The 20,757-nt window shown below is 62.5% G+C and carries 19 protein-coding genes and 1 other RNA gene; 10 read left to right on the top strand and 10 right to left on the bottom strand.

Annotation, left to right across the window (positions count from 1 at the left end; genetic code table 11):
- Window positions 1–17 precede the first annotated feature (17 nt).
- Window positions 18–1,667: a chaperonin GroEL gene (gene groL / locus CBW50_RS18510; RefSeq protein ID WP_086146914.1), complete on the bottom strand. Its 1,650-nt coding sequence runs from the start codon at window positions 1,665–1,667 to the stop codon at window positions 18–20.
- 50 nt (window positions 1,668–1,717) lie between these two features.
- Entirely contained in the window at window positions 1,718–2,008 is a 291-nt protein-coding gene (gene groES / locus CBW50_RS18505; RefSeq protein WP_010400979.1) for a co-chaperone GroES, read from the bottom strand.
- Between the two features lie 525 nt (window positions 2,009–2,533).
- Between groES and CBW50_RS18500 the strand changes: the two genes are divergently transcribed.
- The 5 genes from CBW50_RS18500 (at window position 2,534) to CBW50_RS18480 (ending at window position 4,944) form a co-directional block, all read left to right on the top strand.
- Window positions 2,534–3,280 (top strand): hypothetical protein, encoded by a 747-nt coding sequence (locus CBW50_RS18500; protein WP_139842562.1) that lies wholly within the window; start codon window positions 2,534–2,536, stop codon window positions 3,278–3,280.
- A gap of 156 nt (window positions 3,281–3,436) precedes the next feature.
- Window positions 3,437–3,700: a DUF904 domain-containing protein gene (locus CBW50_RS18495; RefSeq protein WP_086146912.1), complete on the top strand. Its 264-nt coding sequence runs from the start codon at window positions 3,437–3,439 to the stop codon at window positions 3,698–3,700.
- Window positions 3,700–4,011: a cell division protein ZapA gene (locus CBW50_RS18490; RefSeq protein WP_034747344.1), complete on the top strand. Its 312-nt coding sequence runs from the start codon at window positions 3,700–3,702 to the stop codon at window positions 4,009–4,011. Before CBW50_RS18495 ends, CBW50_RS18490 begins: the two co-directional genes overlap by 1 nt.
- Before the next feature lie 201 nt (window positions 4,012–4,212).
- Window positions 4,213–4,390, top strand: a non-coding RNA gene (gene ssrS, locus CBW50_RS18485) — 6S RNA.
- A gap of 89 nt (window positions 4,391–4,479) precedes the next feature.
- Window positions 4,480–4,944 (top strand): EVE domain-containing protein, encoded by a 465-nt coding sequence (locus tag CBW50_RS18480; RefSeq protein WP_086146911.1) that lies wholly within the window; start codon window positions 4,480–4,482, stop codon window positions 4,942–4,944.
- Window positions 4,945–4,951: 7 nt separating this feature from the next.
- On the opposite strand, the gene lgt is transcribed toward CBW50_RS18480, so the two are convergent.
- Together lgt and CBW50_RS18470 are read right to left on the bottom strand one after the other, a co-directional pair.
- The gene (gene lgt / locus CBW50_RS18475) at window positions 4,952–5,776 is read right to left on the bottom strand and encodes a prolipoprotein diacylglyceryl transferase (protein WP_086146910.1); all 825 of its coding nucleotides are present in this window, start codon (window positions 5,774–5,776) and stop codon (window positions 4,952–4,954) included.
- A gap of 63 nt (window positions 5,777–5,839) precedes the next feature.
- Window positions 5,840–6,766, bottom strand: a complete 927-nt coding sequence (locus CBW50_RS18470) for a LysR family transcriptional regulator (protein ID WP_086146939.1) — start codon at window positions 6,764–6,766, stop codon at window positions 5,840–5,842.
- Between the two features lie 173 nt (window positions 6,767–6,939).
- On the opposite strand from CBW50_RS18470, the gene ilvD reads away from it, so the two are divergent.
- Both ilvD and CBW50_RS18460 read left to right on the top strand, forming a co-directional pair.
- The gene (gene ilvD, locus CBW50_RS18465; RefSeq protein WP_086146909.1) at window positions 6,940–8,805 is read left to right on the top strand and encodes a dihydroxy-acid dehydratase; all 1,866 of its coding nucleotides are present in this window, start codon (window positions 6,940–6,942) and stop codon (window positions 8,803–8,805) included.
- Between the two features lie 220 nt (window positions 8,806–9,025).
- Entirely contained in the window at window positions 9,026–9,337 is a 312-nt protein-coding gene (locus tag CBW50_RS18460; RefSeq protein WP_076567973.1) for a c-type cytochrome, read from the top strand.
- A 29-nt stretch (window positions 9,338–9,366) separates the two neighbouring features.
- Here CBW50_RS18460 and CBW50_RS18455 read toward each other — a convergent pair whose 3' ends face one another.
- The gene (locus tag CBW50_RS18455; RefSeq protein WP_086146938.1) at window positions 9,367–10,383 is read right to left on the bottom strand and encodes an NAD-dependent epimerase/dehydratase family protein; all 1,017 of its coding nucleotides are present in this window, start codon (window positions 10,381–10,383) and stop codon (window positions 9,367–9,369) included.
- A 91-nt stretch (window positions 10,384–10,474) separates the two neighbouring features.
- Here CBW50_RS18455 and CBW50_RS18450 point away from each other — a divergent pair, with 91 nt between their 5' ends.
- Window positions 10,475–11,377, top strand: coding sequence for a LysR family transcriptional regulator (locus CBW50_RS18450; protein ID WP_086146908.1), 903 nt, complete (start codon window positions 10,475–10,477; stop codon window positions 11,375–11,377).
- Here the strand turns inward: CBW50_RS18450 and CBW50_RS18445 are convergent.
- The 5 genes from CBW50_RS18445 to folD form a co-directional block, all read right to left on the bottom strand.
- On the bottom strand, window positions 11,370–12,512 hold the full coding sequence (locus tag CBW50_RS18445; RefSeq protein ID WP_086146907.1) for a branched-chain amino acid ABC transporter substrate-binding protein: 1,143 nt from the start codon (window positions 12,510–12,512) through the stop codon (window positions 11,370–11,372). The two genes, CBW50_RS18450 and CBW50_RS18445, sit on opposite strands and share 8 nt — an antisense overlap.
- A 307-nt stretch (window positions 12,513–12,819) precedes the next feature.
- Window positions 12,820–13,194 carry a hypothetical protein gene (locus tag CBW50_RS18440; RefSeq protein ID WP_086146906.1) on the bottom strand — a complete coding sequence of 125 codons (375 nt, stop codon included), beginning with the start codon at window positions 13,192–13,194 and terminating at the stop codon, window positions 12,820–12,822.
- Window positions 13,191–13,616: a DNA polymerase III subunit chi gene (locus CBW50_RS18435; protein WP_086146905.1), complete on the bottom strand. Its 426-nt coding sequence runs from the start codon at window positions 13,614–13,616 to the stop codon at window positions 13,191–13,193. Before CBW50_RS18435 ends, CBW50_RS18440 begins: the two co-directional genes overlap by 4 nt.
- Before the next feature lie 8 nt (window positions 13,617–13,624).
- Entirely contained in the window at window positions 13,625–15,706 is a 2,082-nt protein-coding gene (locus tag CBW50_RS18430) for a M3 family metallopeptidase (RefSeq protein WP_172404806.1), read from the bottom strand.
- 36 nt (window positions 15,707–15,742) lie between these two features.
- Window positions 15,743–16,588: a bifunctional methylenetetrahydrofolate dehydrogenase/methenyltetrahydrofolate cyclohydrolase FolD gene (gene folD / locus CBW50_RS18425; protein ID WP_086146903.1), complete on the bottom strand. Its 846-nt coding sequence runs from the start codon at window positions 16,586–16,588 to the stop codon at window positions 15,743–15,745.
- Window positions 16,589–17,333: 745 nt separating this feature from the next.
- Between folD and aceE the strand changes: the two genes are divergently transcribed.
- Together aceE and CBW50_RS18415 are read left to right on the top strand one after the other, a co-directional pair.
- Window positions 17,334–20,030 (top strand): pyruvate dehydrogenase (acetyl-transferring), homodimeric type, encoded by a 2,697-nt coding sequence (aceE, locus tag CBW50_RS18420; protein ID WP_086146902.1) that lies wholly within the window; start codon window positions 17,334–17,336, stop codon window positions 20,028–20,030.
- 94 nt (window positions 20,031–20,124) lie between these two features.
- The coding region (locus CBW50_RS18415; RefSeq protein WP_301178816.1) for a biotin/lipoyl-containing protein at window positions 20,125–20,757 on the top strand (633 nt) is incomplete at its 3' end.

Raw genomic sequence — 20,757 nt, 5'->3', positions numbered from 1 at the left:
GCGCGCGGCCGCGGACATTACATCATGCCGTCCATGCCGCCCATGCCGCCCATACCACCCATGCCGCCGCCCATGCCGCCGGCTGCCTTGTCGTCAGCGATTTCGCAGACCATGCAGTCGGTCGTCAGCATCAGCGAAGCGATCGAAGCGGCGTTTTGCAGCGCCGAACGGGTCACTTTGGCTGGGTCCAGAACGCCCATTTCCACCATGTCGCCATACGTGCCGTTGGCAGCGTTGTAGCCGTAGTTGCCCGCGCCAGCCAGGACGGCTGCCACGACGACCGAAGCTTCTTCGCCAGCGTTTTGCACGATCATGCGCAGCGGCTCTTCCATTGCGCGCAGGACGATCTTGATACCGGCGTCCTGGTCAGCATTGTCGCCCTTGACCGTGATGTTGGCGCGTGCGCGCAGCAGGGCTACGCCGCCGCCTGGCACGATGCCTTCTTCCACGGCAGCGCGGGTAGCGTGCAGTGCATCTTCAACGCGGGCTTTTTTCTCTTTCATTTCGACTTCGGTGGCTGCGCCAACCTTGATCACGGCAACGCCGCCAGCCAGTTTGGCGACGCGCTCTTGCAGTTTTTCACGGTCGTAGTCCGAGCTCGCTTCTTCGATCTGTACGCGCACTTGTTTCACGCGCGCTTCGATCGAGGCAGCTTCGCCGGCGCCATCGATGACGATGGTGTTTTCCTTGCCCACTTCGATGCGTTTTGCCTGGCCCAGTTCGGCCAGGGTCACTTTTTCCAGGGTCAGGCCGACTTCTTCAGCGATCACCTGGCCGCCGGTCAGGACAGCGATGTCTTCCAGCATGGCTTTGCGGCGGTCGCCGAAGCCTGGTGCTTTCACTGCGCAGGTTTTCAGGATGCCGCGGATGTTGTTCACAACCAGGGTCGCCAGCGCTTCGCCTTCGATGTCTTCCGCGATGATCAGCAGTGGACGGCCAGCTTTCGCGACTTGTTCCAGTACCGGCAGCAGGTCACGGATGTTCGAGATTTTCTTGTCGCACAGCAGGACGAATGGGCTGTCCAGGACGGCAACTTGTTTCTCTGGGTTGTTGATGAAGTACGGCGACAGGTAGCCGCGGTCGAACTGCATGCCTTCAACGATGTCCAGCTCGTCGTTCAGCGACTTGCCGTCTTCGACGGTGATGACGCCTTCCTTGCCGACTTTTTCCATCGCTTCAGCGATGCGCTCGCCGATCGAGTAGTCGGAGTTGGCCGAGATCGCGCCAACCTGGGCGATTTCCTTGGTCGTGGTGCAAGGACGGGCGATTTTCGCCAGTTCTTCGACGGTGGCAGCAACTGCCTTGTCGATACCGCGCTTCAGGTCCATCGGGTTCATGCCGGCGGCAACGAACTTCATGCCTTCGCGCACGATGGCTTGTGCCAGCACGGTGGCGGTGGTGGTGCCGTCGCCGGCGTTGTCGCTGGTGCGGGAAGCAACTTCCTTGACCATTTGCGCGCCCATGTTCATGAGCTTGTCTTTGAGTTCAACTTCTTTCGCTACCGACACACCATCCTTGGTGACGGTAGGGGCGCCGAACGAGCGCTCCAGCACGACGTTGCGGCCTTTCGGGCCCAAGGTGACTTTGACTGCGTTGGCGAGGATGTTAACGCCTTCGACCATCTTGGCGCGCGCTGCGTCGCCGAATACTACTTCTTTAGCTGCCATGTTCAATTCTCCTGAGTTTCGGGATGTATCTGTCTACAACGTGGAAACAATTACTTGACGACGATCGCCATGATGTCTTCTTCGCGCATGACCAGCAGCTCATCGCCGTCAACTTTGACGGTTTGGCCGGCGTACTTGCCGAACAGGACGCGGTCGCCCACTTTGACATCCAGAGGACGGACTTTGCCGTCGTCGAGAATCTTGCCATTGCCTACGGCAAGGACTTCGCCTTGATCCGGTTTTTCAGCAGCTGCATCAGGAATGATGAGGCCGGACGCAGTCTTGGTTTCCTGGTCGAGGCGTTTGACGATGACGCGATCGTTCAATGGGCGCAGATTCATACAAAACTCCTTAAAGTTCAATGGATAGGTGTTGCTAAATGAATACATGCCTGGCACAGCGCCAGGCGTGCAGTCAGTGACCGCCGTTGAAGGCAGCCCGCAACGGTCAAGCAAACCCCATGTCATCGTGTGCATGCCGGCGCTGGGCAGTGGTGCATCGCGGCGTCGCCCGCCGCGTAGCGTTCCCTGCTGTTGCCCGGCATACACCATCATGTCCTGAGGATTGCTACGAAAGAGTTTGTTAGCACTCTCTACTAACGAGTGCTAATTATAGGGACGGTAGGGGGCTTATTCAAGGGCTTATTCACCGGGAAGATATGCATACACGTTCTGCGCAGCCTGCATTTACGCAGGGTTTGCGCTGGCGCAAGCCAACTTCCCGGGCGTCAGCAACAGGCGCGACTCTAGCATGCCCGCCAGGGGAGGGGCGTTCCTGTACGCACAGGAAACAGGGTTTTGCTATGAACTTTGATAAGATGATTGCAATTGCATATCAATATCGCCACCTGCGCCAGAAAGCACACCATGCCATTGACACTTTCCCGTTCCGCCCTGCGCCTGCTGGGCGCCGCCGCCATCGGCCTCGCCTGCCTGGGCCATGCCGCCGCGCAAACGCCCACCATTCTCGACGAAATCACCGTGGCGACCCTGACGCCGCTGGAAAAGGACATGCTGCTCAATGAGCTGTTCAATGACCTCAACAAGGATGACGACGACCAGGAAGCGCACGTGTGGGACAACGGCGGCGACAGCGGCGTGCGGGTGAAGGTCACATATAACTTCAGCAACTCCGGCATGACGGAACACAGCCTGAAGGCGCACATCTGCCGCGACCTGAAATTCGTCGTCACGGCGGGCGACAAGTCGCAGGACCTGAGTCGCCGCACCTGTTCGCAGAACAGCGGCCGTTGGGATGTGCAGGGCAAGGACCCGGCGCCCGTCGTGTATCCGCCCTTCCTGTCCGACGTGACGGTCGCCAAGCTGAATGCAAAGGAACAGAAATCCTTGCTGACGGCCGCCGTGCGCACCTTGAAAGATGAAGAGGATGGCAAGACGCGCCAGTGGAGCAACAAAGGCTTGGGTAATGCGGCGCCGCTGGCAGTGCGCCTGACGCCTTCGCGGACGGACGCCAAACCTGGCAGTTACCACCGTACTTGCCGCGACTTGACGATGGTGCTTGACGGCAAGGGCGGCCAACAGACGCTGACGCGCCGCTCTTGCGAAAACCGCTATGGCGGACTCGATATCGAACCCGATTACGTCGACGAGTAAAACGCTGCCATCGCGGCGCTGGCGGATGCGTGCAGATGGCGAAAAGCGCCGGGAAAAGCGTGTATTTCACGGCAACTGACCTGCATTGATGTAAATATGTGTGACAGCGGCGTGATTCGATTGACGCCCATGGAGCGTCCGCCCTATAGTGGCGGGATGATTTYCGAATTCAATGAATTATCCGACAAAATAGGCCTGCTGGCCGAAATGACCCATGCGCTGCGCCGTGAAAACGCGCAATTGCGCAAGGACAATGCCGCGCTGGCCGCCGAGAACGCCCTGTATGTGCAACGCATGCGCGAGGCGCAGGAGCGGGTGGAGGCGTTGCTGGAAAAAATTCCCGAACTGGTGCAAGCTGGCCTGGAGCAAGCCGCTTCGGAAGCGGGCGCCTATATTGCCGAGAACGAGAAGGAAGCGTAATGCCGCGTGTCGATGTCAATATCATGGGCCAGTCCTACAGCATGGTGTGCCGCGACGGCGAGGAGCGCGCGCTGCGCGAAGCGGCGATTTATCTCGATAGCAAGATGAAGGCCATCCGCGACGCGGGCAAGGTCAAGGGCAACGACCGCATCGCCGTGCTGGCCGCCCTGGGCGTGGCCGCGGAGTTCCTCTCCGTGAAGTCGCCGCAAGGTCCGCTGTCGGAACTGACGATCCTGGAAGTGAAGCAGAAAATCTCGGCCATGCACACGGTTCTGGACAGCGCACTGACGCCCCAGGAAAACCTGTTTTAAACACCGAACCGAACCTGCTGCGCGTCGCGACTTGCGGCCTGCGATGCTCGCTGCCTCGGCGGCCCCGTGCAAGCACAGCTGCGCTTCTTAGCCACAATTCATCGCCGCTCGCTACGGCTTTGTTCGGTGTTATTAATTGGGTTTTAAGCGGGCACGCTACGATTTGTCTTTGCGATGCGCGCTCAAAGGAGTAAACTTGGGTCTACCCTGCGGTGTTCGCGATTGCCATATATTCCTTGAACCATTTATGCGCATCGGTTGCGAATTTTGTTTGATGGGAGTGAGCGTCGCTCGTTCGACGAACCCGAAATTGAACTAACGTGACCACCTTGAACCGTTTGGTTCGGGATGCCGGCATAGCGGCACAGGCGGGGCCCAATTTGCAGTAGCTTGTAGTACAACTGAAAACGGTTGCAGCATTGATGCGCAACCGTTTTTTTACGCCTGTTGCTTTGATACGGAGTCTAGATGAAACAATACTGGCTGATGAAGTCCGAACCCGACGAAGTGAGCATCGATGACCTGATGGCCGCGCCGCAGCACACCATGCCCTGGTTCGGCGTGCGCAACTACCAGGCGCGCAACTTCATGCGCGACGGCATGCAGGTCGGCGACGGCGTGCTGTTCTATCACTCGAGTTGCCCGCAGCCGGGCGTGGCGGGCGTGGCCGAAGTGGCCAGCGGCGCGTATCCCGATCACAGCCAGTTTGAAGAGGGTGGCAAGTATTTCGACCCAAAAGCCACGCCTGAACAGCCGCGCTGGATCAGCGTCGACGTGCGCGGCCTGAAGAAGACGGCGCTGCTGCCCCTGTCCGAGATGCGCCAGATGCCGGAGCTGGAAGACATGCTGCTGCTCAAGAAGGGCAGCCGCCTGTCCATCACGCCCGTGACGCCGGCGCAATGGAAAGTGATTACAAGCAAGTTACAGGCTTAACTGTTGCTCAGGCTGCGCGCGCCTTGGTGGGCGGCGTGCCCATCACCTGGCTTTTATACGCCCACACGAGCAGGGCGATGGCGCCGACGATCATCGGCAGGGACAGCATCTGGCCCGACGTGATCGGCACGCCCAGCCACACGACTTCCCAGTCCGGTGTGCGGAAGTATTCCGTGAAGAAGCGCGCGCAGCCGTACAGCAGGGTGAACATGGCGCCCACGGCCATGCGCGGACGTTGCTTGCGCGCAAACAGCCACAGGATGATGAAGACCAAAATGCCGTCGACCAGCATCTGGTAGATCGGCGACGGGTGCACGGGATACGGAATGCCCGGCCATTGCATGGCCCACGGCAGGGTGTCCGGCGCGATGCGGCCCGGCAGTTCGGCATTGATGAAGTTGCCCAGGCGGCCCGCGGCATAGCCGAGCGGCACCAGCGGGGCGATGAAGTCGAGCACGTCGAACAGGTTGCGGCCCGCCTTGCGGCTCCACAGGTACATGGCCAGGATGACGCCGAGGAAGCCGCCATGGAAGGACATGCCGCCATGCCAGACCATGAAGATCTCCAGCGGATTGTGCAGGAAGTATTCGGGGCGGTAGAACAGCACTTCGCCCAGGCGACCGCCGATCACCACGCCCAGCATGCCGTAGAACAGCATGTCATCGAGGTCTTCCTTCTGCCAGCCCAGCACGGCGATATGCGGCTGCCTGATGCGCACGCGGCCCAGGAGAATGAACAGGGCAAAGGCCAGCACATACATCAGGCCGTACCAGTGCACGGCGAGCGGGCCGATTTGTATGGCGATCGGGTCGGGCATCGGGTGTATCAGCATCGGTTTTCTTTCATTATTTGAAACTTGGGTTGCGTAGTATGACCTTGCGGCAAGTTTTTTGCCTTAGCGGCCACTTAATAATTGACCGGTATTGCATATTTGCGTGCGCAGCAGGGCCAGAAAACCCTGCAGCACGGCGGATGGATTGTCGCGGCGCCAGGCCAGGCCCGTTTCCACCAGCGGCGTGGCGTCCTGCAGCGGCCTGTATTCTACGCCCGGGCGCATCAGATTCGATACCGATTGTGGCACAAGCGCGATGCCCATGCCAGCCGAGACGAGGCTGACGATGGTCTGCATCTGGATCGCTTCCTGGCCGATCTGCGGCGTCACGCCGGCCGCGCGGAACACGCCGAGGATGGCGTCGTGCAGGGCGGGGGATATTGCACGCGGGAAAATGATCAGGGGCAGCGGCGGCACGTCGCGCAGGCGCACGGGGCCGGGCGCATTCAATATGGCGAGGCCGGACGGCGCGGCCAGCACCAGCGGCTCGGCCAGCACGGGCAGGTAGTCGAGTTCGCCCTTCGCCTTGTCGGGCAGGGGCGGGATCAGCAGGCCAGCATCGATGCGCCCGGCCAGCAATTCGTCGAGCTGTAAATCGGAGGTAGCTTCCTGCAACTGGATCTGCACCTGCGGGCAGGCGGCGCGGTAGGCGCGCAGCAGGGGCGGCAGCACGCTGTAGTCGGCCGTCGAGACGAACGCCAGGCTCAATCGTCCCGCTTCGCCCTGCGCGGCGCGCCGCACCAGCGCGGGCAGCTCCTGCGCCTGCGCCAGCAGCCGGCGCGCCTCGGGCAGCAGGGCCGTGCCGGCCGGCGTCAGCTGCACCTCGCGGCGCGTGCGCACGAACAGGGGCGCGCCCAGCTGTTCTTCCAGCGCCATGATGGTCTGCGACAAGGGCGGCTGCGTCATGTGCAGGCGCGCGGCGGCGCGGCCGAAGTGCAATTCCTCGGCGACGGTGACGAAATAGCGCAGCTGGCGCAGTTCAAGGTTCATATGCGTTTCCATGCAGATTGAATACTGTGATATGCAAAACGACTCACAGACGCGTGCATCATATATTTGACAGTGGCGCGCGCGCAAGGCAATCTGGCGTACCCCCACTGTATGCAGGGTTTTGTTGAAAATCCGCGCAGTCAGGCATCAATCATCGTTGGAAGGACCCCATCATGCCGCAATACCGCTCCCGCACCACCACCCACGGCCGCAACATGGCTGGCGCCCGCGCCCTGTGGCGCGCCACCGGCATGAAGGACGGCGACTTCGACAAGCCGATCATCGCCGTCGTCAACTCGTTCACCCAGTTCGTGCCCGGCCACGTGCACCTGAAAGACCTGGGACAGATGGTGGCGCGCGAGATCGAGGCGGCCGGCGGCGTGGCCAAGGAATTCAACACCATCGCCGTCGATGACGGCATCGCCATGGGCCACGGCGGCATGCTGTATTCGCTGCCCTCGCGCGACCTGATCGCCGATTCCGTCGAATACATGGTCAACGCCCACTGCGCCGACGCCATGGTCTGCATCTCGAACTGCGACAAGATCACGCCGGGCATGCTGATGGCCGCCATGCGCATCAACATCCCCGTCGTGTTTATTTCCGGCGGGCCGATGGAAGCGGGCAAGGTCGTCAAGGTGGTCAACGGCGCGCAAAAGATCATCAAGCTGGACCTGGTCGACGCCATGATCAAGGCCGGCGACAGCAGCGTGTCCGACGCCGACGTGGCCGAGATCGAGCGCTCGGCCTGCCCCACCTGCGGTTCCTGCTCCGGCATGTTTACGGCCAACTCGATGAACTGCCTGACCGAGGCGCTGGGCCTGGCGCTGCCCGGCAACGGCACGATTCTGGCCACGCACTCGGACCGCCAGCAGCTGTTCCTGCGCGCGGGCCGTCTGATCGTGGAACTGGCCAAGCGCCACTACGAGCAGGACGATTACACCGTGCTGCCACGCTCGATCGCCACCAAGGCGGCGTTTGAAAACGCCATGGCGCTCGACGTCTCCATGGGCGGTTCGACCAACACCGTGCTGCACCTGCTTGCCGCCGCGCACGAGGCGGAAGTGGCATTCACGATGGCCGACATCGACCGCATTTCGCGCAAGGTGCCCTGCCTGTGCAAGGTCGCGCCGATGACGGACAAATACCATATCGAGGACGTGCACCGCGCCGGCGGCATCGTGGGCATCCTGGGCGAACTGGCGCGCGCCGGCCTGCTCGACACCACCCTGCCGACGATCCACGCGGCCACGATGGCCGACGCCATCGCGCAAAACGACATCATGTGCACCGACAACCCTGCCGTGCATGAACTGTTCCGCGCCGCGCCGGGCGGCGTGCCGACGCAGACGGCGTTTTCGCAGTCGGAGCGCTTCGCCGCCGTCGACAAGGACCGCAGCACGGGCTGCATCCGCGACAGGGCCCATGCGTACTCGCAGGACGGCGGCCTGGCCGTCTTGTACGGCAACCTGGCGGAAAAAGGCTGCATCGTCAAGACGGCGGGCGTCGACGAAAGCATTTTGACATTCTCGGGCAAGGCGCGCGTGTTCGAAAGCCAGGATGCGGCCGTTGCTGCCATCCTGGAAGACACCGTGCACGAGGGCGACGTCGTCATCATCCGCTACGAAGGCCCGAAAGGCGGTCCCGGCATGCAGGAAATGCTGTACCCGACGTCCTACATCAAGTCGAAGGGCCTGGGCAAGGCGTGCGCGCTGTTCACGGACGGGCGCTTCTCGGGCGGTTCATCGGGCCTGGTGATCGGCCACGCCTCGCCGGAAGCGGCCGAAGGGGGCGCCATCGGCCTGGTGGAAGAGGGCGACTTCATCGACATCGACATCCCCGCGCGCCGCATCAACCTGCGCGTGACGGACCTTGACCTGGCCGCGCGCCGCGCCGCCATGGAAGCGAAGGGCGACGCCGCCTGGCTGCCCGTCAACCGCGACCGTTACGTATCGCAGGCACTGCAGGCCTATGCGGCGCTGACGACGTCGGCCGACCGCGGCGCCGTGCGCGACCTGTCGCAGCTGAAGAAGCGCTGATCTGTTGCGCAGGTAAGACAGCCGGCCCTGATCCACTGCGCGGGGCCGGCTGTCGTTACATCGCCTTACAAACAACATGGTCATGGGCGTGCAGATGGGGCAGAATAGCTATGCCTCCTGACTATATTGCGTTACTACATTGAAACGCTTGATCTGGGCTCGTGGTGCATCTGCGGAAACACAGTAAAATGCCGCAGGAAGTAACTTTGGAGAAAAGACAATGAAACGTTTTATGTTGGTGAGTGTATTGGCCGTTTCGGCTCTGGCATCGCAAGCAGCGTTGGCCAATCCTGATTTGGCGAAAGCCAAGAATTGCATGGCTTGCCACGCGGTCAGCACGAAACTGGTGGGTCCTGCGTATAAAGACGTGGCGGCCAAGTATGCCGGTCAAAAAGACGCGGAAGCCAAGCTCGTGGCGAAAGTCATGAAGGGCGGTTCCGGCACCTGGGGCGCGATCCCGATGCCAGCGAACCCGCAAGTGAGCGAGGCGGAAGCCCGCACGCTCGTGAAATGGGTGCTGGCACAGAAATAATCTGTGCCGCGGCACCTGTAACACCGCAATCAGCGCGCCGGCAATCCCGGCGCGTTTTTTTTGCCTGTCACGTTCAGGTTGCCCATCCCTTCCAGGGTGGCTTTTACGGCCTCATCGAGGGGCGTATGGGCTTCCCTGCCCAGCACGGCCAGCAGTTGCGTATTGTCCATGGGCAAGGGCGTTCGCCACAGGTAGCGCATCTCGCGCATTTCGCGCAGGGTCGCCACGAACGGCGACGCCAGGGTCGCCAGCCACCACGGGAAGCGCCGGACAGCGGGCGGCACGCCCGTGGCCAGCTCCGTCACGCGGGCAATCGCGCCGGTCATCTGGCGGCCGTCGTGGTCCCAGTGGCCGGCCATGTGAAAGCGCGCAAATGCCGGCAACGTGCCGCGTACGTCCAGCAACTGCACCATGGTGCGCGCCACGTCCGGCAGGTAGGACCACTGGTGGCCGACGCCGGGCGCGCCCGGATACAGGATGCGGCGCACGGGCCGGCCCGCCTTGACGAGGCCCTGCGAAAACCAGTTATTGCCGGCGCGGGGGCCGAAAAAGTCGCCCGCGCGCACGATCAGCACCCTGGCGCCCCGCGTGCTGGCCCGTTCCAGCCGTGCTTCCATTTCCACGCGGATGGCGCCCTTGCGCGTGAGCGGGCGCTGCGGCGCGTCTTCCGCCAGCAAATCGTGCGGCGCGGGGAAGGCGTCGGGGCCGAAGTTGTAGACGGTGCCGGGCAGCACGATGGTGGCGCCCTCGGCGATGGCAGCGGCGATCGTGTTGTCCAGCATGGGCAGCACCAGCTGGCCCCAGTTGCGGTAGCCGGGCGGGTTGACGGCGTGCACGATGACGGCGCAGCCCCTGGCGGCCGCCAGCACGTCCGTGCGCGACAGCGCGTCGCCGCGCAGCCATTCAATGCCGTCGCCGCGTGGCGACGGTGTTTCTCCCCGCTGCAGGGCGCGCACCCGCCAGCCCGCCGCCAGCAGCTGGCGCAGCATTTCGCCGCCGATGCCGCCTGTTGCGCCCAGCACCAATACCGTTTTCGTGTTTTCCATCATGGCCTCCCTGTGGTTGATGGCATCAGTATCTGCCCCGCAATGCTGGTTGGGAATTGACGAACATCGAGCAGAGGCTATACATTTATGTATGACTACTCCAATCGCCTGGGAATATTACCGTTCGCTGCTGGCCGTGCTCAGGCACGGCTCCCTGTCCGGCGCCGCCCGCGCGCTGGGCATCACGCAGCCCACCGTCGGGCGGCATATCGCCGCCCTGGAACAGGAGCTGGGCGTGACGCTGTTCACGCGCTCCCAGCTGGGCTTGCTGCCCACGGAAGTGGCCCTGGCGCTGCGGCCCCATGCGGAAGCGATGGCGCACACGGCGGCCCTGATGGAGCGGGCGGCCAGCAGCCAGGGGCAGGGCGTGTCTGGCGTCGTGCGCATCTCGGCCAGCGAAGTGGTGGGCGTGGAGGTATTGCCGGGCATACTGGCAGGCCTGCGCGAGCGCCACCCTGGCCTGACCATTGAATTAGTGTTGAGCAACAAGGTGCACGATTTGCTGCGCCGCGAGGCGGACATCGCCGTGCGCATGCTGCGTCCCCGCCAGGAACAGCTGGTGGCGCGCAAGGTGGGCAATATCGAACTGGGCCTGCATGCGCATGCGGATTACCTGGCGCGCCATGGCACGCCGGCTGAGTTGCTTGATCTGGCGCAACACGCCATCATCGGCTATGACGAGGCGAGTCCCTTCGTGCGCAACGCGGGACCGGCCTTCCAGGGATTGACGCGGGAACATTTTGCCTGGCGCAGCGACAGCGACCTGGCGCAGCTGGCCCTGATACGCGCGGGCGCGGGCATCGGCGTGTGCCAGGCGGGCTTGGCGGCGCGCGATCCGGCCCTGCGGCGCGTGCTGCCGCAAGCGTTTTCGCTGCCCATGGAAACCTGGGTCACCATGCATGCAGACTTGCGCGGCAGCCTGCGCTGCCGCGCCACCTTCGACGCGCTGGCCGAGGGTTTACGCGTTTACGTTGCCAGCCAATCGCTTACTTGACCACTTCCATCTTGGTCTTCTTGCCATCCCTGTAGGTGAACAGGGTCAGCGCGCCATCCTTGATGTCGCCGTTGGCATCGAACGAGATCGGCCCCGTCACGCCCTGGTAGTGCACCTTGGCCAGGAAGGGCAGGTAGACGGATGGTTTCGACGATTTCGCATCGGCCATGGCGGTGGCCATGGTCATCACGGCGTCGTACACATAGGGCGCGTACAGTTGCACGTCCATATTGTATTTCTGCTTGTAGCGGGCGCGGAAATCGTCCATGCCTTTTTGCTGCGCGCCCGTGACGCCGCCCGCTTCCGCGCAGGTGACCATGTTTTCGCCCACGGCGTCGCCTGCCAGCTTGCCCAGCGGTTCCGTGCACAGGCCGTCGCCGCCCATGAACTTGGCCTTGATGCCCAGCGCCTTCATCTGGCGCAGCATGGGGCCGCCCACGGAATCCATGCCGCCGAAGAAGATCAGGTCGGGATTCTTCGACTTGATGCTGGTCAAAATGGCGTTGAAGTCCGTCGCGTTGGCATTGGTAAATTCCTTGCCGACAATTTGCACGCCTGGCGCCGCTTTCTTGGCGCCCTTGACGAACTGTTCCGCCACGCCCTGGCCGTAAGCCGTGCGGTCGTCGATGACGGCGATTTTCTTCGCCTGCAGCTTGCCGACGGCATACGCGCCCAAAGTTCCCCCCAGCTTGTTGTCATTGGCGACGACGCGGAAGGCCGTGTTGAATTTCTGCTGGGTATAGGTCGGGTTGGTGGCGGCCGGCGAAATCTGCGGGATGCCGGCATTGAAGTAAATGCGCGAAGCCGGTATCGTCGTGCCCGAATTCAGGTGGCCGACCACGCCGTTGACCTTGGCGTCGACCAGCTTTTGCGCCACGGCCGTGCCCTGTTTCGGATCGGCCGCGTCATCTTCGGGCAACAGCACGAATTTCACGACTTTGCCGTCGATCTTGAAGCCTTTGGCGTTCAAGTCCTCGATGGCCATCTTGGCCGCGTTTTCATTATCCTTGCCCAGGTGGGAGCTGGCGCCAGAGACCGGCGCGACGTGGCCTATCTTGATGATTTCCTGCGCGCCCGCGTGACCGGCAAAAGCGAGGGCAAGGGCGACTGGAAGGACTTTGGTCTTGAGCAGCATAAACATTCTCCAATGGATAAAGATACGGCGGCGTCTCGTGAAACCGCTTCGAATGGCGGTACGTGTGAGGAAAGGTACAACAAAAAACAGGCGGCGCAAAGCCGCATTTCGGGCTTTTTGCATTTTGTCGCAACAATCACCAAAGTGAGGCGCGATGCACCGATTTTATGGGCGCGAGTGCACCAAAGAATGGCGTTGCGAAGGGGAAGGGTGTAGGAATGCCGGCATTAACCCAGCGGCAAGGACCGGGGACGGACCCTCAGGGGCCGACCCCGGCAATTCGCTGTCAGGGGGGGAAGTGGCTTGATTACTGCGCAGGCGGATGCAGGTGACCGAGCTCATGGCTGACCGCATGGGCCACGATCTGTTCCAGCGACTGCTGCAAGTCTGCGCGCAGGGCGCCGCGCATGCCGATCAGGGCGTTCTGCAAGGCCGTCTGCAGGACGTGGGCGATGCGTTCTTCCAGCAGATGATCGATCTTGCCTTGCACTTGATGCAGGATGCGCTGCGTTAGCCGCTGTTCGATGGCGTCCCAGTCGGGCGGCACGTTGCCGGGCGGCGCGACCGGCGCTGCCTCGGCAACAGGCGCTGGCAGGGCGACGGCCGCCGCCGGCGGCTCATCCGGCCCCAGCAGCACTTCCGTCAGCACGGGGATGCCCTGGTCGAAGGGGGGCTGGTTCATGCTTTAGCCGCCACGAAATGCGTCGGTTGCACGTCTTGCTGGCGGTAGTGCATGAAACGCTGGCGGCCCGCCTGCGCATCGTGCTCATCCATGGAAACGATTTCGAAGACGCGCTGGAAATCGGCGTAATTGGCGGGTGGCAACTGCGACAGGTTGACGAGGATGTCGTGGTGCGGCAGCCCGGCCGCCGCGTCATCGGTCAGGATGATGGGCGTTTGCGCAGCCAGCGGGTCGCCGGCCAGCACGTGGGGCAGGAAATCCGTGGCGGAAATAGTCCACATGGCCGTGTTCAGGGCGTCGAGCTGGGCGCCGTCTTGCGCCAGCACGACGACCTTGTTGCCGGCCATATAGGCCTTGCGCGCCAGGCGGCAGGCGTAGGCCAGCTTGTCCGGCACATTCGTATGAAAATCGACGCGCGTCATGTCGTCCCTCAGGCGGCCATGCCGCTGTGGCGCAGCAGGGCGTCGATCGACGGTTCGCGGCCGCGGAAGGCCGTGAACGATTCCAGCGCGGGGCGCGAGCCGCCGACGGACAGGATTTCCTGCAGGTAACGCTTGCCCGCCGCCGTGGTGGCTGCCGGTCCCAGCGCGCGGGCTTCCTCGAAGGCTGCATAGGCGTCGGCGGACAGCACCTCGGCCCATTTGTAGCTGTAGTAGCCGGCCGCGTAGCCGCCGGAGAAGATATGCCCGAAGGAATTCTGGAAGCGGTTGAAGGCGGGCGGGATGATCAGCGCGAATTTGGCGCGCACACCGTCGATCAGCTGCTGCACAGTCTGGCCAGTGCCGGCATCGTAGTCATAGTGCAGATGCATGTCGAGCAAGGAAAATTCCACCTGGCGCAGGGTTTGCAGGCCGGACTGGAAATTCTTGGCCGCCAGCATCTTGTCGTACAGCGCGCGCGGCAGCGGCTCGCCCGTGACGGCGTGCGCTGTCATGTGTTCAAGCACTTCCCATTCCCAGCAGAAGTTCTCCATGAATTGCGACGGCAGTTCCACGGCATCCCATTCGACGCCGGCAATGCCCGACACGCCCAGCTCGTCGACGACGGTCAGCATATGGTGCAGGCCGTGGCCGAACTCGTGGAACAGGGTGATGACTTCATCGTGCGTGAACAGGGCAGGCTGTGCCTTGCCGTCGACCACGGCCGGTTCCGTGAAATTGCAGGTCAGGTAGGCGATCGGCGTTTGCACGTGCTGTGCGTCGGCGCGGCGGCCGCGCGCGTCGTCCATCCAGGCACCGTCGCTCTTGCCCGCGCGCGCATACAGGTCCAGGTAGAACTGGCCGACCAGCTGGCCGTCGCGCTCGATGCGGTAAAAACGCACGTCCGGGTGCCAGACGGGCGCCGTATCGGGCTTGATCTCGACCGCGAACAGGTTCTGGATCTGGCGGAACAGGCCGTCGATCACCTTGTGTTCAGGGAAATACTGTTTGACTTCCTGGGCCGAGAACGCGTAGCGGCGTTCCTGCAGCTTTTCGGAGGCGTACGGCACGTCCCACGCCTGCAGCTCGGCGATGCCCAGCTCTTCCCGGGCGAATTGTTGCAGTTCGGCCAGGTCCTTCTCGGCGAACGGACGCGCGCGCTTGGCCAGGTCTTCCAGGAAGGCGATGACTTGCGCCGGCGAGGTGGCCATCTTGGAGACGAGCGACACTTCGGCGAAATTGGCGTAGCCGAGCAGCTGTGCCTCTTCGTTGCGCAGCCGCAACAAGGTGACGATGTTTTGCGTGTTGTCCCAGTCCTCTTTCTTGCTGAAGACCTCGCCCTGGTCCGATGCCTTGGTGGCGTTGGCGCGGTAGATGGTTTCGCGCAGCGCGCGCTTGTCGGCAAATTGCAGGATCGGGTAATAGGACGGGAAGTGCAGCGAGAATTCATAGCCTGGCTTGCCGGCCTTGTCGGCGGCGGCGCGCGCGGCGGCCTTCACGTCGTCGGGCAGGCCGGCCAGCTCAGCTTCATTGTCGACCAGCAACTTGTAGTCATTGGTGGCGTCGAGCACATTTTCGGAAAACCGCGTAGCGACGGCCGCGTGTTCTTCCTGGATGGCGCCGAAGCGCTCTTTCTTGTCCTCGGGCAATTCGGCGCCGCCCAGGCGGAAGTCGCGCACGGCGTTGTCGACGATGCGCCGGCGCGCCGGCGACAGGCTGGCGAAAGCGGCGCTGGCCTGCAGCTGCTTGTATTTGCCGAACAGCACTTCATTTTGGCCCAGCTCGGTCCAGAATTCCGTCACTTTAGGCAGGTTGGCATTGTAGGCGGCGCGCAGCTCGGGCGTGTCGACCACGCTGTTCAGGTGGTTGACGATGCTCCAGGCGCGGCCCAGGGTTTCGGCGATCTGGTCCTGGGGCGCGACGAAGTTGTCCCAGCTCACTTCTTCCACGGGCGCTTCCAGCCGCGCCACCGTGGCGCGCGCCTGGACCAAGAGGGTGTCGATGGCAGGCGTGACATGCTCGTGCGTGATCGCATCGAAGCGTGGCAGTCCGGAAAAATCAAGCAGGGGATTGGTGTTCATCGTCGGTTCCATATTAATAAGGCGGCAATGCCGCCCCGGGGTGATTCTTTAGATGCGCTCGGCAGCCTCTACTGTGTTCATCAATAACATGGTGATCGTCATCGGACCCACGCCACCCGGTACCGGGGTGATGTGGGAGGCGATTTCTTTCACGCCGGCAAAATCCACGTCGCCGCACAGCTTGCCTTCATCGTCGCGGTTCATGCCCACGTCGATGACGATGGCGCCCGGTTTGACCATGTCGGCCGTCAGGGTGTTGCGGCGGCCGACGGCGGCCACGACCACGTCCGCCTGGCGCGTGTACAGGCCCAGGTCCGGCGTCGCACTATGGCAGATGGTGACGGTAGCGTTCGCTTGCAAGAGCAGCAGGGCCATCGGCTTGCCGACGGTGTTGCTGCGGCCGATGACGACGGCGTGCTTGCCGCGCAGGTCGACGCCCGTGCTTTCGATCAGTTTCATGCAGCCATACGGCGTGCAAGGGCGGAAGCCGGGCAAGCCCGTCATCAGTTCGCCGGCGCTCAGGACCGAATAGCCGTCCACGTCTTTCGTCGTGGCGATCGCTTCGATGACCTTGTGCGGGTTGATGTGCTTGGGCAAGGGCATCTGCACGAGGATGCCGTGGATGGCGGGATCGGCGTTCAGGCTGGCGATGCGCGCCAGCAAGTCGGCTTCTGACAGGTCCGCTTCATATTTTTCCAGCACCGAGTGGAAACCCACGTCGCCGCACGCCTTGACCTTGTTGCGCACGTACACCTGGCTGGCCGGGTCTTCGCCGACGAGGATCACGGCCAGGCCGGGTTGGGTGCCCTTGGCCGTGAGGGCGGCGGCGCGCGTGGCGATCTCGCTGCGCAGTTTTTGGGAGAGGGCGATTCCGTCGATCAGTTGTGCTGGCATGGTAGGGAGGCTGTGTGGGAAGGAAAAGACAGATTATAAAGCCGGGCGGCGCAAAGGGGCGGTTTTGGCGCCAGTGCCGCTAAGTTAAGCAGTGCTATGCATTTATAAGCGCAAGGCTTAACAACAGCGGGCCGGAGACGCGGGCCTGAGAAAATGCCGATGGCGGCGTTGCAGCTCCTTGCCGTACTGGCGTACTGTCTGCGTCGCTGCGCCTGGCCCTCGACATTTTTCAGGCCCGCTTGGCCCGGGGAGCCTGTGCGGGTGACCGGGGTTTTAATTTGGTTTGTTGATGTGCTAAAAGCGGGCCGGAGACGCGGGCCTGAGAAAATGCCGATGGCGGCGTTGCAGCTCCTTGCCGTACTGGCGTACTGTCTGCGTCGCTGCGCCTGGCCCCCGACATTTTTCAGGCCCGCTTGGCCCGGGGAGCCTGTGCGGGCGACCGGGGTTTTAAGTTGGTTTGTTGATGTGCTCTTAGGGCAGGGGCAGCCAGGGCATGCAAGTTTCCCGGTTTCGGCGTTATTTGCCACTCTGCTCACCCTAATTTCCGCACAGAATTTGCGGCAGTGCAGCATAAATTTCATGGGGTAATTTCACTATATGAAATGCTATATCGTAATTTGAAAAATACTAAATACGCTGTTAGAATCCTCACACTAATCCATCTTAATAGTAAATAATCAGCGAAATACCGTCCGACAGCGATCCGGAAAATCGGGGTGGGGCGCTCACAAAGGAGACTCAACAGATGTCAGCTCAACTGAACCAGGTAACGACACAGATCGGCACCGACCCGGACATGCAGGAAACCAAGGAGTGGCTGGACGCGCTCGAAGCCGTGCTGGAAAATGAAGGTCCGGAACGCGCGCATTACCTGATGGAGCGCATGGTTGACCTGGCCCGCCGCCGTGGCGCCCAGATCCCGTTCTCCAGCACCACCGCCTACGTCAATACCATCCCCACCAAACAAGAAGCACACTGCCCCGGCAACCTGGAATACGAAGAGCGCCTGCGCTCGTGGATGCGCTGGAACGCCATGGCCATGGTGGTCAAGGCCAACCGCGCCGACGGCGACCTGGGCGGCCACTTGTCCTCGTTCGCCTCGCTGGCGAACATGCTGGGCATCGGCTTCAACCATTTCTGGCACGCGCCGACGGCCGACCACGGCGGCGACCTGCTGTACATCCAGGGCCACTCCTCGCCCGGCGTCTACGCGCGCGCCTTCCTCGAAGGCCGCTTGACGGAAGAGCAAATGCTGAACTTCCGCAAGGAAGTTGACGGCAAGGGCCTGTCCTCCTACCCGCATCCGAAATTGATGCCTGACTTCTGGCAGTTCCCGACCGTGTCGATGGGCCTGGGCCCGCACATGGCGATCTACCAGGCGCGCTTCCTGAAATACCTGCACGCACGCGGCATCGCCAAGACCGACAACCGCAAGATCTGGGCCTTCTGCGGCGATGGCGAGATGGACGAGCCGGAATCCCTGGGCGCGATCGGCCTGGCCGCGCGCGACATGCTCGACAATCTGGTCATCGTGGTCAACTGCAACCTGCAGCGTCTGGACGGCCCCGTGCGCGGCAACACCAAGATCATCCAGGAGCTGGAAGGCGAATTCCGCGGCGCCGGCTGGAACGTCGTCAAGGTCATCTGGGGTCCGGGCTGGGACGCCCTGCTGGCGCAAGACAAGGAAGGCATCCTGCAGCGCGTGATGATGGAAACCGTCGACGGCGAATATCAGAACTACAAGGCCAAGGATGGCGCCTACGTGCGCAAGCACTTCTTCGGCAAGCATCCGAAGCTGCTGGAAATGGTTGCCAACATGAGCGACGACGACATCTGGCGCCTGACCCGCGGCGGCCACGATCCGCACAAGATCTACGCGGCCTTCAAGATCGCCCAGGAACACAAGGGCCAGCCTACCGTCCTGCTGGTGAAGACCATCAAGGGATACGGCATGGGCAAGTCCGGCGAAGCGCGCAACACGGCGCACCAGACGAAAAAACTGGACGACGAAGCCATCCGTGAAATGCGCGACCGCTTCTCGCTGCCTATCCCCGACGACAAGCTGGCCGACATCCCGTTCTTCAAGCCTGCCGACGACGCGCCGGAAATGCTCTACCTGCACGAGCGCCGCAAGGCCCTGGGTGGCTACCTGCCGCAGCGCCGCCAGAAGTCGGAAGAGACCCTGCCCGTGCCTGGCCTGGACGCGTTCAAGAACGTGCTGGAAGCGACGCCGGAAGGCCGCGAAATCTCGACCACGCAAGCGTTCGTGCGCGTCATTTCGACCCTGCTGAAAGACCCGAACCTGGGCCAGCGCGTCGTGCCTATCCTGGTCGATGAATCGCGTACCTTCGGCATGGAAGGCCTGTTCCGCCAGATCGGCATCTACAACCCGAAAGGCCAGTTGTACGAGCCGGTCGACAAGGACCAGGTGATGTACTACCGCGAAGACAAGGCCGGCCAGATCCTGCAGGAAGGCATCAACGAAGCGGGCGGCATGAGCTCGTGGATCGCCGCGGCGACGTCGTACTCGACCAACGACCGCATCATGATCCCGTTCTACACCTTCTACTCGATGTTCGGCTTCCAGCGCATCGGCGACCAGGTATGGGCTTCGGCCGACATGCGCGCCCGCGGTTTCCTGATGGGCGGCACGGCCGGCCGCACGACGCTGAACGGCGAAGGCTTGCAGCACGAAGATGGCCACAGCCATATCTTCGCCGCCACCATCCCGACCTGCATGCCGTACGACCCGACCTTCAGCCATGAAGTCGCCGTCATCATCCAGGACGGCCTGCGCCGCATGATCGCCAACCAGGAAGATGTGTTCTACTACATCACGATCATGAACGAAAACTATGCCCAGCCAGGCATCAAGCCGGGCCAGGAAGAAGGCATCCTGAAAGGCATGTATAAGTTGCAAGAAGGCAAGGCGGACGCCAAGCTGCGCGTACAGCTGATCGGTTGCGGCACCATCCTGCGCGAATCGATCTTCGCCGCCGAATTGCTGGAAAACGACTGGGGCGTGGCCGCGGACGTGTGGTCGGCGCCGTCGCTGACCCTGGTGGCCCGCGATGGCCAGGATGCGGAACGCTGGAACATGGTCAACCCGTCGAAACAGCAGCGCGTGCCGTACGTGACGTCGCTGATGCAGGACACGGACGGCCCGATCGTCGCCACGACCGACTACATGCGCGCATTTGCAGAACAGATCCGCGCCTTCATGCCGAAGGGCCGCACCTACAAAGTGCTCGGTACCGATGGCTTTGGCCGCTCGGACAGCCGCGCCAAGCTGCGCGAGTTCTTCGAAGTGAACCGTTATTATGTCACCGTGGCCGCGCTCAAATCGCTGGCTGACGAAGGCAAGATCGACGTGTCGGTGGTGGAGCAGGCGATCGCCAAGTACGGCATCGACGCGAACAAACCGAATCCGGTGACCCAGTAATCGTTGTGCGGACCCGATGATGCCAGGGCGGTGCGAAAGTGCCGCCCTGGCGTGTGTGCGGGTCCATCTGACAAATAAAATAACGGAGCAAGCTATGAGCATTGTGGAAGTCAAAGTCCCGGATATCGGCGATTTCAAGGAAGTCGAGATCATTGAACTGATGGTCAAGCCAGGCGACACGGTCAAGGTCGACCAGTCCCTCATCACGGTCGAATCGGACAAGGCCAGCATGGAAATTCCATCGAGCCACGCCGGTGTCGTCAAGGAATTGAAAGTCAACGTGGGCGACAAGATCGCCGAAGGCTCGCTGGTCCTGCTGCTGGAAGTGGCGGACGACGCCTCGGCCCCTGCGCCAGCCGCCGCTGCCGCCCCGGCACCTGCCGCTGAAGCCGCCCCCGCCGCCGCTCCTGCGGCCGCGCCGGCACCCGCCGCCCCTGCCGGCGCGCCGGCCCTGGTCGACGTGACCGTGCCCGATATCGGCGACTTCAAGGAAGTCGAAGTCATCGAGCTGATGGTCAAGGTGGGCGACACGATCAAGGTCGACCAGTCGCTGCTGACGGTCGAATCGGACAAGGCCAGCATGGAAATCCCGTCGAGCCACGCCGGTGTCGTGAAAGAATTGAAGGTCAAGGTCGGCGACAAGGTCGCCAAGGGTAGCTTGGTACTGGTCGTGGAAACGACCGGTGGCGCTGCCCCCGCCGCCGCGCCTGCACCGGCCGCGCAAGCT

The sequence above is a fragment of the Janthinobacterium sp. GW458P genome (assembly GCF_002127585.1).
Classification (GTDB): domain Bacteria; phylum Pseudomonadota; class Gammaproteobacteria; order Burkholderiales; family Burkholderiaceae_D; genus Janthinobacterium.
This window is presented reverse-complemented; position numbering and strand designations above follow the sequence as displayed.

Coding starts and splice junctions, on each gene's coding strand:
- groL (WP_086146914.1), bottom strand. CDS start 1,667: ATGGCAGCTAAAGAAGTAGTATTCGGCGACGCAGCGCGCGCCAAGATG.
- CBW50_RS18455 (WP_086146938.1), bottom strand. CDS start 10,383: ATGGAAAACACGAAAACGGTATTGGTGCTGGGCGCAACAGGCGGCATC.
- CBW50_RS18460 (WP_076567973.1), top strand. CDS start 9,026: ATGAAACGTTTTATGTTGGTGAGTGTATTGGCCGTTTCGGCTCTGGCA.
- CBW50_RS18470 (WP_086146939.1), bottom strand. CDS start 6,766: ATGAACCTTGAACTGCGCCAGCTGCGCTATTTCGTCACCGTCGCCGAG.
- CBW50_RS18450 (WP_086146908.1), top strand. CDS start 10,475: ATGACTACTCCAATCGCCTGGGAATATTACCGTTCGCTGCTGGCCGTG.
- CBW50_RS18435 (WP_086146905.1), bottom strand. CDS start 13,616: ATGACGCGCGTCGATTTTCATACGAATGTGCCGGACAAGCTGGCCTAC.
- CBW50_RS18490 (WP_034747344.1), top strand. CDS start 3,700: ATGCCGCGTGTCGATGTCAATATCATGGGCCAGTCCTACAGCATGGTG.
- lgt (WP_086146910.1), bottom strand. CDS start 5,776: ATGCTGATACACCCGATGCCCGACCCGATCGCCATACAAATCGGCCCG.
- CBW50_RS18445 (WP_086146907.1), bottom strand. CDS start 12,512: ATGCTGCTCAAGACCAAAGTCCTTCCAGTCGCCCTTGCCCTCGCTTTT.
- CBW50_RS18500 (WP_139842562.1), top strand. CDS start 2,534: ATGCCATTGACACTTTCCCGTTCCGCCCTGCGCCTGCTGGGCGCCGCC.
- folD (WP_086146903.1), bottom strand. CDS start 16,588: ATGCCAGCACAACTGATCGACGGAATCGCCCTCTCCCAAAAACTGCGC.
- CBW50_RS18430 (WP_172404806.1), bottom strand. CDS start 15,706: ATGGAACCGACGATGAACACCAATCCCCTGCTTGATTTTTCCGGACTG.
- groES (WP_010400979.1), bottom strand. CDS start 2,008: ATGAATCTGCGCCCATTGAACGATCGCGTCATCGTCAAACGCCTCGAC.
- ilvD (WP_086146909.1), top strand. CDS start 6,940: ATGCCGCAATACCGCTCCCGCACCACCACCCACGGCCGCAACATGGCT.
- CBW50_RS18480 (WP_086146911.1), top strand. CDS start 4,480: ATGAAACAATACTGGCTGATGAAGTCCGAACCCGACGAAGTGAGCATC.
- CBW50_RS18440 (WP_086146906.1), bottom strand. CDS start 13,194: ATGAACCAGCCCCCCTTCGACCAGGGCATCCCCGTGCTGACGGAAGTG.
- aceE (WP_086146902.1), top strand. CDS start 17,334: ATGTCAGCTCAACTGAACCAGGTAACGACACAGATCGGCACCGACCCG.